At 65.0% G+C, this 14,919-nt stretch carries 18 protein-coding genes and 1 tRNA gene; 10 read left to right on the top strand and 9 right to left on the bottom strand.

The window, feature by feature from the left end:
- Complete coding sequence (locus V5A38_RS05495) at positions 1-462, top strand: DUF555 domain-containing protein (RefSeq protein ID WP_332324739.1); 462 nt, start codon at positions 1-3, stop codon at positions 460-462.
- 69 nt (positions 463-531) lie between these two features.
- Here V5A38_RS05495 and V5A38_RS05490 read toward each other — a convergent pair whose 3' ends face one another.
- Positions 532-753, bottom strand: a complete 222-nt coding sequence (locus V5A38_RS05490) for a UPF0058 family protein (RefSeq protein WP_332324738.1) — start codon at positions 751-753, stop codon at positions 532-534.
- Between the two features lie 201 nt (positions 754-954).
- On the opposite strand from V5A38_RS05490, the gene V5A38_RS05485 reads away from it, so the two are divergent.
- Complete coding sequence (locus V5A38_RS05485) at positions 955-1,461, top strand: acyltransferase (RefSeq protein WP_332324737.1); 507 nt, start codon at positions 955-957, stop codon at positions 1,459-1,461.
- Between the two features lie 18 nt (positions 1,462-1,479).
- Here V5A38_RS05485 and V5A38_RS05480 read toward each other — a convergent pair whose 3' ends face one another.
- Both V5A38_RS05480 and dacZ read right to left on the bottom strand, forming a co-directional pair.
- Positions 1,480-2,277 carry a mechanosensitive ion channel domain-containing protein gene (locus V5A38_RS05480; RefSeq protein WP_332324736.1) on the bottom strand — a complete coding sequence of 266 codons (798 nt, stop codon included), beginning with the start codon at positions 2,275-2,277 and terminating at the stop codon, positions 1,480-1,482.
- Positions 2,277-3,086, bottom strand: a complete 810-nt coding sequence (dacZ, locus tag V5A38_RS05475) for a diadenylate cyclase DacZ (RefSeq protein WP_332324735.1) — start codon at positions 3,084-3,086, stop codon at positions 2,277-2,279. Before dacZ ends, V5A38_RS05480 begins: the two co-directional genes overlap by 1 nt.
- A gap of 131 nt (positions 3,087-3,217) precedes the next feature.
- On the opposite strand from dacZ, the gene V5A38_RS05470 reads away from it, so the two are divergent.
- Entirely contained in the window at positions 3,218-4,357 is a 1,140-nt protein-coding gene (locus V5A38_RS05470; protein WP_332324734.1) for an AI-2E family transporter, read from the top strand.
- 326 nt (positions 4,358-4,683) lie between these two features.
- Here the strand turns inward: V5A38_RS05470 and V5A38_RS05465 are convergent.
- The 4 genes from V5A38_RS05465 to V5A38_RS05450 form a co-directional block, all read right to left on the bottom strand.
- Positions 4,684-4,768 (bottom strand) — tRNA-Leu (locus tag V5A38_RS05465).
- A 298-nt stretch (positions 4,769-5,066) separates the two neighbouring features.
- Entirely contained in the window at positions 5,067-5,942 is an 876-nt protein-coding gene (locus V5A38_RS05460) for a class 1 fructose-bisphosphatase (protein WP_332324733.1), read from the bottom strand.
- Positions 5,942-6,763, bottom strand: a complete 822-nt coding sequence (locus V5A38_RS05455; RefSeq protein ID WP_332324732.1) for an aldolase — start codon at positions 6,761-6,763, stop codon at positions 5,942-5,944. The genes V5A38_RS05460 and V5A38_RS05455 overlap by 1 nt, the downstream gene beginning before the upstream one ends.
- Positions 6,764-6,876: 113 nt before the next feature.
- Positions 6,877-7,662, bottom strand: a complete 786-nt coding sequence (locus tag V5A38_RS05450; RefSeq protein ID WP_332324731.1) for a helix-hairpin-helix domain-containing protein — start codon at positions 7,660-7,662, stop codon at positions 6,877-6,879.
- A 172-nt stretch (positions 7,663-7,834) separates the two neighbouring features.
- Here V5A38_RS05450 and V5A38_RS05445 point away from each other — a divergent pair, with 172 nt between their 5' ends.
- The 5 genes from V5A38_RS05445 (at position 7,835) to V5A38_RS05425 (ending at position 11,733) form a co-directional block, all read left to right on the top strand.
- Positions 7,835-8,701 (top strand): 3-hydroxyacyl-CoA dehydrogenase NAD-binding domain-containing protein, encoded by an 867-nt coding sequence (locus tag V5A38_RS05445; RefSeq protein WP_332324730.1) that lies wholly within the window; start codon positions 7,835-7,837, stop codon positions 8,699-8,701.
- A 62-nt stretch (positions 8,702-8,763) separates the two neighbouring features.
- Positions 8,764-8,982: a hypothetical protein gene (locus V5A38_RS05440; protein ID WP_332324729.1), complete on the top strand. Its 219-nt coding sequence runs from the start codon at positions 8,764-8,766 to the stop codon at positions 8,980-8,982.
- A complete protein-coding gene (locus V5A38_RS05435; RefSeq protein ID WP_332324728.1) occupies positions 8,979-9,278 on the top strand; it encodes a histidine kinase N-terminal 7TM domain-containing protein in 300 nt (99 codons plus the stop codon). The genes V5A38_RS05440 and V5A38_RS05435 overlap by 4 nt, the downstream gene beginning before the upstream one ends.
- An 88-nt stretch (positions 9,279-9,366) precedes the next feature.
- Positions 9,367-11,160: an acyl-CoA carboxylase subunit beta gene (locus V5A38_RS05430; protein WP_332324727.1), complete on the top strand. Its 1,794-nt coding sequence runs from the start codon at positions 9,367-9,369 to the stop codon at positions 11,158-11,160.
- Positions 11,161-11,274: 114 nt separating this feature from the next.
- A complete protein-coding gene (locus tag V5A38_RS05425; protein WP_332324726.1) occupies positions 11,275-11,733 on the top strand; it encodes a hypothetical protein in 459 nt (152 codons plus the stop codon).
- On the opposite strand, the gene V5A38_RS05420 is transcribed toward V5A38_RS05425, so the two are convergent.
- Both V5A38_RS05420 and V5A38_RS05415 read right to left on the bottom strand, forming a co-directional pair.
- Positions 11,714-12,154, bottom strand: a complete 441-nt coding sequence (locus V5A38_RS05420; RefSeq protein WP_332324725.1) for a DoxX family membrane protein — start codon at positions 12,152-12,154, stop codon at positions 11,714-11,716. The genes V5A38_RS05425 and V5A38_RS05420 overlap by 20 nt on opposite strands.
- A 7-nt stretch (positions 12,155-12,161) precedes the next feature.
- Entirely contained in the window at positions 12,162-12,629 is a 468-nt protein-coding gene (locus V5A38_RS05415; protein WP_332324724.1) for a MaoC family dehydratase, read from the bottom strand.
- A gap of 274 nt (positions 12,630-12,903) precedes the next feature.
- On the opposite strand from V5A38_RS05415, the gene V5A38_RS05410 reads away from it, so the two are divergent.
- Both V5A38_RS05410 and V5A38_RS05405 read left to right on the top strand, forming a co-directional pair.
- Complete coding sequence (locus V5A38_RS05410) at positions 12,904-13,755, top strand: CoA ester lyase (RefSeq protein ID WP_332324723.1); 852 nt, start codon at positions 12,904-12,906, stop codon at positions 13,753-13,755.
- 65 nt (positions 13,756-13,820) lie between these two features.
- On the top strand, positions 13,821-14,919 hold a 1,099-nt coding region (locus V5A38_RS05405), incomplete at its 3' end, for a Glu/Leu/Phe/Val dehydrogenase (RefSeq protein WP_332324722.1).

The following is a 14,919-nucleotide window of genomic DNA, read 5'->3' as shown; positions in this document are numbered from 1 at the left end:
ATGGACTGCCGAGTTGTTCTGGAGGCTGCGGTGCCGGTCTACGACGTTGCGACGCCCGAGGCGGCGGTGAAGGCCGCTGTCTCGAAAGCCGGCGAGTGGCTCGCCGACGACATGGGCTACGTCGATATCGAATCGCGAAGCCGCCGGTCACCTCGGGGCGCCGAACTCCCGCCGGCCACCGTCGCCGCGGGTGAAGGGCTCGCCGCGCTCGAACTCGGGATGACGGTGTACGATGTGGAGAACGAGGAGCACGCCGTCCGTATCGCCCGGTCGGAGATCGGCCAGCGGCTGGAGGGGATTCCGCTCGAACGGCTCTCCTGTACGGTCATCGACGAGACTACTGAGGCGGAGTCCGAGCCGGAACCACCGTCCGTGGAGACCGACGACGAGCAGGCGAGCGACGAGGCGGAGCTTCTCCCGGAGTTCGAGGAGATGGTCGAGCGCAACCGGCGCTCTCGGTAACTGACACTCTCGAGGGGGCGACGCTGCGGCTCACGGAGTTGTGGTCGGAGGAACGACGCGTTGCTCGGTTCAGTCGGCTGCCTGCGTGACCTGCTCCGTTTCAAACGAAGCGGTCAGCCCGTCGGCGAGCTTGAACACGGCCGTCTTGTGATCCGTTTTCGAGCGGTGGATGGATGTTGGCTGTACACCGAACGACTTGTACTCGCTCAGGTCGAGATCTCCCCTACCTGCGCACTCGGACCGAACCTCCGAAAGAAGGCCGTGGAGATGAATGAGCTCCTGTTTCTTCATGGTATGCAGTGATACCGGCTGGAGGGTTATATGATTACTTTGAGTCTTGTTAACACACACTCTCTCCAGAGCCGTTGATGCGGCCGAATTCAGCGGATACTGCCTATCTGTCTGATAGGTCGTCGATACGATACGGGAACCCACCATCGGCGGCTGCGGTGACCCGCATCCCCTTTAGTAGGTGGGGCCACAGGCTCGGGTATGACCGCGGACGGCTCCCGGTTCGACCGACTCGACCGCCACCCGACGACCGGGCCACGCAACTCCCTGCAGTACTGGACGGACGCCAAGCCGGTCTGGCGGGTAGCGCTGAACTACCTCGCCGTCTGGCTGATTCGTCTCTCGCCCAGCCTCCGGCTGAAAAACTGGCTGCTTGCACGCCTCGGCGTCGACTGCGGTGCCGGTGTCTCCTGGGGGCTCGAGGCGACACCCGACGTGTTCTGGCCCGAGCGAATCACGCTCGGAGAGGACGTCATAATCGGCTACGATGCGACGCTGCTCTGTCACGAGTTCCTCCAGGAGGAGTACCGCCTCGGCGACGTGCGTATCGGCGACCGGGCGATGATCGGCGCGGGCGCGATTGTCCTCCCGGGCGTCGAGATCGGCGAGGACGCGCAGGTCGCGGCGAACTCACTGGTCACCGACGACGTGCCCGCGGGCGAGACGGTTGCGGGCGTGCCCGCGACGCCCATGGAGCGCGCAGACTAGGCCGTAACGCGCATCACCTCAGCTCTCCTCGTCGTGAAGGATGACGACGCCGCTGGTAAACACCCGGTTGTTCGGGACGATATACTCCTCGCCGGCTGATTCGATGTGGGTAACGAACGTGTCGATTTCCTGCACGACGCCGCGCTGGTCACCGATTTTCACCGTGTCACCGATGCCGTAGGGCTCGTTGAGAAACAGATAGATGCCCGCGGCCGCCGAGGTGAGCAGCTCCTTCCCTGCGACGACGCCGAAGATGACGAGCGCGAGCGCGTAGAGCGCCAACAGCACGACCAGCGGGAAGGTCGCGATGCCGAGCTGTTCGAGTGCGAGGATGAGGGCGACGTAGAAGACGCTGTATTTCGCGATGGTCGGCACCACCCCAACTTGGGGGAGCTTCACGCTCCGCATCCGCTCCGAGAGCAGGAGCTCCAGCTTGTCGCCGACGACGACGCCGACGATGAGGATGAGGATGGCGACGAAGAGCGCGGGCAGGAAGCCGGTCGCCTGTGACCAGAACTGTCTGGCGTAGCTCGGTTTCGCGACCGAGAGCGCGATGATGGCGCCCAACAGCACGATGAACCAGCCCGAGAGCTGTGCGAGGATTGCGACCGTCGAGGTGCCGACGCTCCGTGCCGTCCGCTCGAACGCCGTCCCTTCGATCGCCTCCGGGAGCCGCGCCCGCTGTAGCAGATGTGCGTTGATCTTGGTAACGACCCAGCCCAGCACGACCGCGAGGCCGAACAGCGCGAGCGCGAGCCAGAACCGTGTCGGGGCCTGGCTGAGGAGCGTCTCGTCGAGCAGCTGGGCGATGCGCATTAGTAATCCTCCGGATCGATCTCCAGGATGAGTTCACCACCTTTGAACGCCCGGACGAGCGCGTCTGACTCCGAGAGCACGATAGCCGTGGCGTTGGTTGCGCGGGTGATTGCGGCGCCGGCCATGTGGCGCGCGCCCAGCCCTTTCGGAATGTCGACGCCCTCGGCGCCCGGTTCGAGGTAGCGGTACGCAGAGACGATCTTCCCGGAGTCGCTGACGACGAACGCGCCGTCGAGCCGGGAGAACTCCTTCAGCATCACGTTCACGATGGGGTCGCCCACGTGGACGTGAGATTTCTCGAAGGGGTTGTAGGAGAGCGGCCGGGATTTGTTCATCACTTTCCCGGCGTCACCGGTGACGAACAGTGCGCCGACGGGCTTGCCCTTCTGCCCTTTCTTCCCCAGTTCGATGGCGACCTCGAACACGTCGCGGATGACCCCCGGGTCCGCTCGGGAGTTCGCGAACAGGTCGTAGACGCCCGAGTGGATCGATTCGTCTACGCGCGTGCGAATGACGGCGTCGTGATCGCCGCCGAAGACGCTCACCACGCAGCCAACGGTGTCGCCGTCGTCGACGACGCTGCGCTCCATCGCCCCCTCGATTCCGAACCTGATCCGGTCGCGGACGTTGTCGAACTCCAGGGGAAGTTCGACGTACGTCTCGGCATCGACGACGTTCTCCGGGGCGACGACGACGAGGGGGACCTCGAGTTCTCTGAACCGCTCGAAGAACCCGCTGCTTGGCGAGAACACGAAAACCGCATCGAGGTCGGCCGTCAGGTCGTCGAGGATATCGGCGGGGGTCGACATTATCAGGAACAATCCCCGCCGTGCATGAAAGTGTTTATGGGTTCGTTACTGGATTTGATGGCCGAAATTGGCCTGCTGAACGCAGCCGACGTCCCGTACACTTTACAAACAACCGGGATGTTGGAGGCGCTATGAACGAGAAACGGCTGGTAATTGCGCTGTTCGGCATCGGCGTCGCAGCCGTGCTCGGCTTTCTCGCCTACCGGTTTATCGCGCCGCTCACCGTCTCGGTGTTCCTCTACTACTCCACGCGGCGGTACTTCAAATCGCTCCGGCGACTCCGACTGCCCAAGCGAGTCCGGGCTGCGACGGTGCTTGCCTCGTTAGCTATCCCTCTCGTCCTGCTCATCAGTTACGCCGCAGTGCTACTCGTCATCGAGGCACGGGCGTTCATCACACAGTACTCGCTACTCGACGTGGCGGCGACGAACTTCGAGTGGATGGGCGGCGTCGACCAGATCCCTGAATTCACGGTCCAGGGACTCTACGAGGCCTACCAATCGGGTGACCTCTCACCGTTTATCGCCTTTGCCAGCGAGCACGCGACGTTCCTGACATCGCTCGTCTCGGGCTTCGTCCTCAACCTCTTCATCGTCACCATCGTCACCTACTACCTCCTCATTGACGGCCACCGGATTCGGGACTGGCTGCTCCGCTTCGACGACGAAGCCGTCATCCGGGAGTATCTCGAAGCCGTCGACAGCGAGTTGGAATCCGTGCTCTTCGGCAACCTACTGAACGTCATCGCCATCTCACTCATCGCGATCGCGGCGTTCAGCGGCTACAACGCGCTCGTGCCGGCCGCCGCCGAGGTGCCGTACCCCGCGCTTGCGGGCACCCTCACCGGCATCGCGAGCCTGGTTCCGGTGGTCGGGATGAAGATCGTCTACCTCCCGCTAACGGTTGTTGCGGCGCTCCCAATCATGCTCGGCGGCGACCCGTCGATGCTCGTCTACATCGTCGGCTTCCTCTTCGTCGCCGTCATCATCGTCGACACGGTTCCGGACCTGGTGCTTCGGCCGCTACTCAGTGGCGAGACCACGCACGTGGGACTGTTGATGCTCGCCTACACGTTGGGGCCGGTCGTGCTCGGGTTCTACGGGCTCTTTTTCGCCCCGATCGTGCTGGTTATCGGGCTCACGTTCGCGGAGACGGCGCTGCCGCAGCTACTGGGCGCCGACGAGGACGGAGGACTGTCGTCGGACCAGATGCAGTTGTCTGATTTCGTCGAACGGAAGAGTTTCCGGACCAGTTTGCGTGACCGGATCTGACCGCAGGGCGGCGCTGACGATTCTCTGGTGGTTCGGGGCTCGGCGGCAGTGGTTGGTTTCGGCTGGGTTTGGGACAGAAATTCGTGGGATTGATACTGATTACTGCGAGTCTGTCCCGCCGTGACCATCCGTGTCGGTGATGGGAGCCCTAGAACCGGCGTCTTTCGACACCGTCGATGCACCTATTCGCAGTAATCACTATGAGTTCGGGGGATTGCTCTGTGGAATGGAGGCGTTTCACTGAACATGTGCGAGACCGGATTCGAACCGGAGCGAGAAATCCTCACGACGCGCAGACACGTCTCTCACGGTCGTTCGAGACGGTATGCGCGGGACCGGATTCGAACCGGCGGACCCCTACGGGATAGCGTCCTAAGCGCTACGCCTTTGGCCTGGCTCGGCAACCCGCGCGCATCCCTGCTTACGAACCAATCGCTGTAAGAAGCTGTCGTCTCGGACGCGCCACCGCGTTGATCAGTACTTTCCCGCGGCGCGCCGCCGGTTCACGAATCTTGCCTCGCGATGGGACCTGGGAAAGTAGGCCTCACAGCTCCTGCTCCGGCGAAAGCTCCCGGTGGGGACCGACTGGGTGCGCTCGCGGCTCCTCGACCGCCGCACCAACTTGTTCTTCGAACACAGCGAGAGGACGCCCAGGCCCGCCAGCCGCTGCTGGAGACGGTGTTCGACACGGCCCTCGCCGGCTAACTCGTTATTCAGCCAGTGCCGCTTCCAGCCGCGCGATGTACGACTCGTTGCCCACGTGGACCGGCACCCGCTGGTGGAGCTCCGTCGGCGTCACGTCCAGTAGCGAGCGCTGGCCGTCCGAGGAGGCGCCGCCGGCCGTCTCGATAATCTTCGCGATCGGTGCACCCTCGAACTGCAGGCGGAGCTTTCCGTTCGGCGCCGAATCGAGCGCCGGGTAGGCGAACACGCCGCCGTAGGTCAGTACCTGGTTCACGTCGGCGATCATCGCCCCGCCGTAGCGAAGTTTGAGCTCTCGCGCCACCTCTGCGGCGTAGTCGGCGAACGCGTCGAGCCACTCCGGTACGCGCCCGCCGAAGCCGTACACCACCGGGTCGTCGGGAAGCGATACGTCCTCCTCGACGGGTTCCATCGCGCCGCCGTCGACCAGATACGTCGCCACGGTATCGTTGCGGGCGACGGTCATGGTCGTAATCGGCCCGTAGAGCACGTACGCGGCGGCGACGAGCCGCTGCCCCGACGCGGGCAGGGACTCGTCGGAGATGCCGACGACGGTACCCATCGCGTTGTTGGACTTCAGGTTGGACGAACCGTCGAGCGGATCGATGGCGACAGCGAGCGCATCGTCCTCGGCTGGCCCCACGGCGCCGCCGCAGTTGGCCGCCGCTTCGCGTTCCTCGCTCGCGTACTCGCCGACACCGTCGATAGCGGCGAGCGCCTCGAAGAACAACTCGTCTGCGTACAGGTCGGCGGCCATCACCGTCTCGCCGGAGGGGTTCTCCTCGCCAGCTTCCGTGAGGCGGCGGCCAGGCAGCCCGCTCCGGACGTCCGGGGCGACGGCGGCTACCGTTTCGAGCACGTCGTCGACGGTGTCCTCGGCCATCAGTTGAGCGTCGCCTGGGTCCCGCGGCTCTCGACGGCCGCAAGCGCCTCCTCGACGGAGCGCTCCTCGAAGATGATCTTCTCCAGCCCGTCGAGCAGTGCCGCTGGGTTCTTCCGCTGGAAGACGTTCCGGCCGACGGCGAGCCCTTTCGCGCCCGCATCCATCGCCTCCTTCACCGTCGAGAGGAACTCCTCATCGGAGGCTTTCGAGCCGCCGGACATCACGACGTCCGTGGAGGCCGCCGCCTTGCAGGCGTGGGCCATCGCGTCCTTGTCACCGGGGTGCTTGATCTTGGCCACGTCGGCGCCGAGTTCGAGGCCGAGGCGGGCCGCATAGGAGATGGTCGAGGGTTTGGTGTCGTTTTTGACTCCCTGTCCGCGCGGGTAGGACCACATGACGACGCCCATCTCGTTCTCCCGGGCGGCCTCCTGTGCCGTCCGGAACTCCTCGGCCATCTCGACTTCGTGGTTCGAGCCCCCGTAGAGCGTGAAGCCGATGGCGTCGGCGCCCAGCTCCTTCGCGTAGTCGACGGTCCAGTTCACCGCCGAGTCGTGCTCGCCCATCCAGAGATTGGAAGTGCCGTTCAGCTTCGCGAGCAGGGTCACCTCGTCGGCGTAGTCGGCGTAGTGGGCTTCTGCGACGCCTTTGCCCACCGCGAGGGCGGTAACGGCGTCGTGGGTGGCCACGTCGAACACGTGTGCTGGGTTCATCGACTCGGGGACCTCCTCGAAGTCCACCGGGCCGTGTTCGAGGCCATGGTCGTACGCCAGTATCAGGAACTTCCCGTCCCGCGAAATCGGGTCTGCTGCGCCGGGGATCATACGCGACTGTCGGGGGAGTCAGCACTAAAAACTACCCAACCCCGACGGCCATGCAGGCACTCGGGACGTGTCAACAGCCGGGCTGCTTGCGTGGTGAACTGTGCCGAATTTGATCATTCGGCGCGCGTGCTCGCCTCGTCGTGCCACTCCTGGACGGTCTCCTCGGCGATCCCGGTCACGTCCGAAAGCAGTTCGGGACTCGCCGTCGCGAGCGAGCGGACCGACGTCACGCCGGCCTCGGCGAGTCGCTTGCTGTTGCGATCACCGAGTCCCGAAATTTCGGTTAGCGGCGTCGGTTTCGAGCGTTCGCGCCACGCGGCTTCCGCCGCGATCGGGTCACCCGACCCGTCTGCGGTCGTCGCTGCCGACTCACTGTCAGCCAGCCACGCGGCTTCATCGTCCTCCTCTGTGGTTGTTGCGTGCTCTCCGTCGGTGTCCGTGGCCGGCCAGTCCCCGTCATTGCTCGCCTCCTCGTCCGCCTGCGCCGACTCGCTGTTTGCGATCCACGCAGCCTCCCCGTCCGTCTCCGTTGTTGGCTCGGCAGCAGGGTCGTCCTCCACGTCGGCGTCGCCGATACCGCTGTCTGCGACCCACGCCCGCTCCTCGTCCTGCAGTCCACGGACCTGTTCGGAGCGACGGCTCAGGTCACCGTCAGCGTCGAACGACCAGGAAAGTGAGTGGTACCGTCGGATCTTGGCAGCGACGCCAGCGTTGACGCCGGCCGAAAGCAGCATCCGGTAGGAGACGTTCTTGTCGACGAGGTCCTGCACGGCGAACCCCGCCTCCTCGATCGCACCGGCGGTGACGGGGCCCACGAACTTCAGGTCGGTCGCCTCGTCGACCTCGGTGCGGTCGCGCTCCCCCGGCCCGGCGGTAAGATGCTCCAGTAGGCGGGTCACGGCTCTACCTGAAACAGCCACTATGTCCACTTGAATGTTTCCGTGAATTATCGAAATTTGATAACCGGTAGAGCGCCCGTGCGGCCGAGTTTCGGCGGATTAGTCCAAACAGGCCCGGCTCCGTCGGGTGGTTGTCGCTACCCTTACCTTCCCGCCGCTGGGAGTTCGGTCTATGTACGAGTTGACGGATATCGAGACGGTCGGTGTGGTTGGTGCGGGCACGATGGGCGCCGGTATCGCACAGGTTTCGGCCGTGGCCGGCTACGACGTCGTGATGCGGGACGTCGAATCGGAGTTCGTCGAGAACGGCTTCGACGCTATCGACGATTCGCTCTCGCGGCTCGTCGACCGGGAGCAGCTAACCGTCGAGGAGGCCGAAGCTGCCCAGGACCGCATCACTGGGACAACTGAACTCGATGACCTCGGCGTTGCGGATCTCGTCGTCGAGGCCGCGCCGGAGGAGATGGAGCTCAAACAGGCCATCTTCGCGGACCTCGACGAGGCCACCGAGGACGGGGTCGTCCTCGCGACCAACACCTCCACGCTCTCGATTACGACCATCGCGAGCGTCACCGAGCGCCCGTCTGCGGTCGTGGGGCTCCACTTCATGAACCCCGTCCCGATCATGACCGGGGTAGAGGTCGTGACCGGCGAGCGGACGGCGCCCGAGGTGACCGACCTCGCTCACGAGTTCGCCGAGAACCTGGGCAAGGAGACGTGGGAGGCCGACGACAAGCCCGGCTTCGTCACCAACCGCATCCTGATGCCGTGGATCAACGAGGGAATCCGGGCGTTCGACGAGGGGGTCGCGACGAAGGAGGATATCGATCGAGGGATGACGCTGGGGACGAACGTCCCGATGGGGCCGCTCGAGCTCGCCGACCACATCGGGCTGGACATCTGTCTCCACGCGACTGCGACGCTGCGCGAGGAGCTCGGTGACCGCTACACCCCCGCGTACCTACTCAAGCGCAAGGTCGAGGCCGGGGACCTCGGCAAGAAGACGGGCCGCGGCTTCTACGAGTACGGCGAGGAGTAGCGGTCGGCTGTTCTACCCCTCGTTCCGAGAGGTTTATTCGTTCCTCCCCGAATTCACGGGGTGTGTCCGGGGTTGACCCGCGAACCGTCATTCCGGCGATTAGTGGGCTCCTTCTCCTCGGGGTGTTCGCGTTCGCGTTCGCCTACGTCGGCCGCTCGGACCTCGTGCGCCCGTTCACGGTGTTTCTCATCGCGCTCCCCCATCTCCCAGTGGTGCTGCTCACCGCGACAGAGCCCTCGGGGTGTCGCTGGTCCACCCGCGGCGGGACGACGACCAGGTGACAGCACTCGTCATCGGCGCCGCCGTGCCGACGGCGATCAGCATCGCCTGGGTGACCCATAGCTCCCCCGTCGCGGGGATGAACTTCACCCCCGCCGCGCTCAGCGTGACGGGGCTCCTGTCCGGCTATGCACTGTTTCGGACGGAGGTGCTCAACGCCTCCCCGAGCGTCCGTCAGGCTGGGGTACAGGCCGCCCTGGACGATGTCTCCCAGGCGGTCGTTCTGCTCGATGACGAGGAGCGGAGAACAGAACTGCGAACCACGAGCGAACGACGCCCCGAGAAGGCGGAGTACTGACCGTCGTCACGGCTCGCGCTCGCGCGGACGGGCCCGCGCCGGCAGGGCAATGAAAAACGCTTTCCGGGATTCACCCCCACCAGGGTGCATGAAAGTTCGAATCGGCGAGGGTGCGACCGAGGAGGAGGCGTCGGCGGTCGCGGCCGCGCTGGCGGAGCATCTCGCGGCCGATATCGAGGTCCACGTCGGCGACGCCGAAGAGCCGGCGGCGACCGCCGAGCCGCCGGAGGTGGCGTACCCCCTCGACGACGAGCTCGGGCCGACCGAGCGCGAGGCACAGCTGCACGCCGAGATCGAAGAGATCCTCGGCGGCGGCCCCGAGAAGTACAAAGAGCGCCTGTCCGAGCAGGGGAAACTGTTCGTTCGCGACCGGCTCGACCTCTGGTTCGGCGAGGGTGGCGACGGTGGCCCCGGCGACGCCGACCGCGAAGGTGCCGCCGACGGGGTCAGGTTCGAGGACGGCAAGTTCGCCGCCTTCGACGAGTGGCACCCCGACTCACCCGAAGTCGAGGCGTACGACGAGGGGACCCGGCTCCCGGGTGACGGGCTGCTGACCGGCGCTGCCGAGTTCGAAGGGCGGGACGTTCACTGGATGGCCAACGACTTCACGGTCAAGGCGGGGTCGATGGCGGCCCGCGGCGTCGAGAAGTTTCTCCGGATGCAGCAGCGCGCGCTCAAATCCGGCCAGCCGGTGCTCTACCTGATGGACTCCTCCGGCGGCCGTATCGACCAGCAGAGCGGCTTCTTCGCCAACCGCGAAGGGATCGGGAAGTACTACTACAACCACTCGATGCTTTCGGGCTACGTCCCGCAGATCTGCGTGCTCTACGGCCCCTGTATCGCCGGCGCCGCCTACACGCCGGTGTTCGCGGATTTCACCATCATGGTCGAGGGGATGTCGGCAATGGCCATCGCCTCGCCGCGGATGGTGAAGATGGTCACCGGGGAGGAAATCGAGATGCAGGATCTGGGCGGCCCCGCTGTCCACGCCGAGCACTCCGGCAGCGCCGACCTCGTCGCCGAGGACGAGCAGGACGCCCGCCGGATGGCGGCACAGCTCACGACGTATCTCCCGAACAAGGCCGGCGAGAAACCGCCCCGGTCGGAGCCGAAAAATCCAACCTACTCACCTGAGGGAATCGACGAACTGATTCCAGCTGAACCGAATCGCGCGTACGACGTCCACGACCTGCTCGAACGCATCTGCGACGCCGAGTCCGTGTTCGAGCTCAAACCGGAGTACGGGAAGGAGATAGTCACCGCGTTCGCCCACATCGACGGCCGGCCGGTGGGTATCGTCGCCAACCAGCCCAGTCACCGGTCGGGCGCTATCTTCCCGGATGCCGCGGAGAAAGCCGCGGAGTTCATCTGGACCTGCGATGCCTACGAGATTCCCCTCCTGTATCTCTGTGACACGCCGGGGTTCATGGCCGGCTCGGGCGTCGAGAAGGAGGCGATCCTGGAGAAAGGAAAGAAGATGATCTACGCCACCTCCTCGGCGACCGTGCCCAAACAGACCGTTGTCGTCCGGAAAGCCTACGGCGCGGGGATCTACGCCATGGGCGGCCCCGCCTACGATCCCGAGAGCGTCATCGGGCTCCCATCGGGCGAAATCGGCATCATGGGGCCGGAAGCCGCGATCAACGCAGTGTACGCGCGAAAGCTCGACGAGATCGACGACCCCGAGAAGCGCGCTGCCCGCGAACAGGAGCTCCGCGAGGAGTACCGCCAGGATATCGACGTGCGCCGGATGGCCAGCGAAGTCATCATCGACGACGTCGTGCCACCCTCCACGCTTCGGCAGGAACTGGCCAACCGCTTTGCGTTCTACGAGGACGTCCAGAAGGAACTGCCCGAGAAGAAACACGGCACCGTGCTGTAGGGACTCGAGGAATCCGGTGTGTTCGTCGCCAGCGAACCGGTATTTGTGTAGTCCTACCGATTATTACGTTACGTTTACTCTTGGGAAAGTCCTCACAACAGCCATGTTGGGGAGATGGCCTACGACCCTCGAACCGATCGCAGTCGGCCCCCGTCGTCCACCGCTGATGAGCCGAACGCCTCGCAGGAGGGGTCGGCACTGCGGCCAATCATCGGCGAGTTCCGCGGCACGCTCCACCGGAGCGTCGACAGCGTGTCCATCCGAGGACAGGCCCTGTGGGCGCTTGTCATCGTTTCGATGGCTCTCGACATCGCACTCACCCGGATTGGCCTCTCGCTCGGCCTTCGAGAGCGCAACCCCATTGCGCTCGTGTTCATCGACTCCATCGGCCTGCTCGGTGCGGCGCTGGTTCTCAAAGGCTGCGTGCTGGTGGTGGCGCTCGCTAACTGGCTCCTGCTCCCACGGCTGTACCCGTCACAGAGTCACCGACGGTATCTGATTCCCCTGGCGGTGGCGCTTCCTTCGTGGGCCACCGTCGGCGTCAACGCCGTCCTCATTCTTTCGGTTCTGTAGGGGCCGCTTCGAGTGCATCTAGCAGGACCACCCACGCGAGCACAGCCAGACCCACATCCCGAACCAGGATATCGACGAACAGCCCGTCGGTCACGGCGACCACCGCGAGATACGCGATCGTCGCTGGCAGCGAAACGGCGGCGACGGCAGCTGCCGGCGCGACGAGCCGGTTGCCGAGCAGGAGGCCGCCGAAGAGGAGTTCGAGCCAGCCGTTCAGCAGCATGAACAGCGTCGGCGAAACGAGGAGCCACGGCGCGAGCCAGTCAGTGACGTAGATGGTCCAGCCGGCGGGGTCGAGAAGCTTGTGTATTCCCGCGAGCACCAGCATGGTCCCGAGGCCGATGCGTGCGAGCAAACACGTGGACAGTCCCTCGACGAGGGGAGCGAGCAACGTTCGGAGCCACGCCGTTACCGGGTCCATCGCCCGCTCACTCCACGTGTTCGCGTTTCAGGCTGAGTGCGGTGCGGTCGAACTCACACACGAGCGTCTCTTCACCCTCGTCCTCCAGTTTCAGTGCCTCGACGTGCATCTCGACGATCCCACGCTCGCCGTCGCTGGTCTCGCGTTTGTCGGTCACCGTCGAGCGGGCGTACAGCGTATCCCCGTGGAACACCGGATTCGGATGCTCCACGTTGTCGTAGGAGAGGTTGGCGACGATGGTGCCGTCGGTGGTGTCGGGGATGGAGAGCCCCACGGCCAGTGCCATGGTGTAGAGGCCGTTGACCAGGCGCTCGCCGAACTGCGTATCGGCGGCGAACTCGCTGTCGAGATGCAGCGGCTGCTGGTTCATCGTCATATCACAGAACGTCTGATTGTCCGCCTCGGAGACCGTGCGGCGCTTTCCGTGCTCGATAGTTTCACCCACTGTGAACTCCTCGTAGTAGCGTCCCGTCATAGTTCATCCTCCGGGGGATTGCGCAAAACGGTGGCGACTTTCCCCCCGGTCGGTTCACCGACGGCCGGTGGTTCGGCTGTTGCTGTCCATGTGCGAGCGAGTGTGAGCTGGACCGTCGGCGTTCCCGCAGAACAACCATGAGCGGACCCGCTGGTCACGGTACTCGAACTGCTCCTCGCCGTCGACGCCGTCGCTGACCCTGCGGTGGTTGCATCCGTTTTCAGGCTACCGTCGACCCCATCGACTTAACGCCTCCCGACCGTTGGTCGTCGGTATGGCACGCAGGAGCCTCCTGTTCTCCCCCGGTGACCGTCCGGAACTGATGCGGAAGGCGCCCCAGAGTGGCGCCGACGTAATCTGTTTCGATCTGGAAGACGCCGTCGCACCCGGCGAGAAGGACACGGCGCGTGAGGCAGTCCACGAACTCCTTTCGGCGCCGTCGTTCGATCCCGAGTGTGAGGTGACCGTCCGACTGACGGCCAAAACCGTGGCGACTGATCTGGATGCGGTGGTGGCTGATGCCCCGGAATCACTCCGCCTCGATGGGGTGATGGTGCCGAAGGTGACGGACGGCGATGACGTCAGCTGGGTCGCAGACCTGCTCGAGGAGCACGACAAGGAGCTCACGATACTGTCGCTCGTCGAATCCGCCCGCGGTGTGTTGAACGCCGAAGCCATCGCGGACGAGCCGGCAACCGACGCGCTGGTGTTCGGCGCCGAGGACCTGGCGGCCGACCTCGGTGCAACCAGGACTGAGGAGGGGACCGAGGTGCTCCACGCCCGGCAGCAGGTCGTTCTCGCAGCCAGCGCCGCCGGTGTCGACGCCATCGACACGGTACACACTGACTACGGCGATGAGACGGGGCTGAAACGGGAGACAGCGTTCGCTCGCGAACTTGGCTACGACGGGAAGATGGCGATTCATCCGTCCCAGGTGAGCGTCATCAACGAGGCGTTCACGCCCGACCCCGAACAGGTCGAGTGGGCCGAGAAAGTTATCGGCGCCCGCGAGGAGGCCGCTGCGGAGGGCCGAGGCGTGTTCAGCGTCGATGGAGAGATGATCGACCCGCCGCTGGTCGCACAGGCTGAGCGGCTCCTCGACCTGGTTGCCGCGGCCGAGGAGTAGTCCGACGGCCAGCCGGGCCCGTTTCGGCAGGCTTATTCAGGAAACAGCAGAACGCTGACGCGGATATGACAGACGAGGCCAACCCGTTCGAGAGTCTGCAAGAGCAGATCGACGACGCGGCGGCATACCTCGACGTAAGCGACGACGTCATTCATCGGCTCAAATACCCCGAGCGCGTGCTGGAGACCAACCTCTCGGTCGACATGGACGACGGCTCTATCGAGCGGTTCAACGCGTTCCGCTCGCAGTTCAACGGCGACCGGGGACCGTACAAAGGGGGCATCCGGTACCACCCGGGCGTCACGCGGGACGAGGTGAAGGCGCTTTCGGGCTGGATGGTCTACAAGTGTGCCGTCGTCGACATCCCGTACGGTGGCGGGAAGGGCGGCATCGTTATCGACCCGTCGGAGTACTCCGTCAACGAACTCGAGAACATCACCCGGTCGTTCGCCGAGGAGCTCCGTCCCCTCATCGGCGAGGACACGGACGTTCCAGCGCCGGACGTCAACACCGGCCAGCGGGAGATGAACTGGATCAAGGACACCTACGAGACGCTGGAGAACACGACGGCACCCGGTGTCGTCACGGGGAAATCCCCTGCAGCCGGTGGGAGCGCGGGCCGCGTGGAGGCGACCGGTCGCTCGACGATGTTCACTGCCCGCGAGGCGTTCGACTATCTCGGGAAAGAGATCGAGGGCGCTTCAGTCGCCGTCCAGGGCTACGGGAACGCCGGCTGGGTCGCTACCAGGCTCATCGATGAGCTGGGCGCGACCATCGTTGCGGTCTCGGACTCCTCGGGCGCCATCCACAACCCCGACGGGTTCGACCCAGTCGATGTCAAGGAGTTCAAGCGCGAGACCGGCTCGGTGACCGGCTATGGGACGGCCGAGGAGATGACCAACGACGACCTGCTCACGCTCGACGTCGACCTGCTGGTGCCGGCCGCACTGGAGAACGCCATCGACGCCGACCTCGCAGCGGACGTCAGCGCGGACGTCATCGTCGAGGCTGCCAACGGCCCGCTCACGCCCGACGCCGACGACGTACTCACCGACAAGGACGTCCACGTCTTCCCGGACATCCTCGCCAACGCCGGCGGTGTCACGGTGTCGTACTTCGAGTGGGTCCAGAACCGCCAGCGCTTCTACTGGGACGAAGAACGGG

The organism is Halolamina sp., assembly GCF_036626355.1.
Taxonomy (GTDB): Archaea; Halobacteriota; Halobacteria; order Halobacteriales; family Haloferacaceae; genus Halolamina.
The sequence above is the reverse complement of the archived record's forward strand: the minus strand, read 5'-3'. Positions and strand labels throughout refer to the sequence as shown.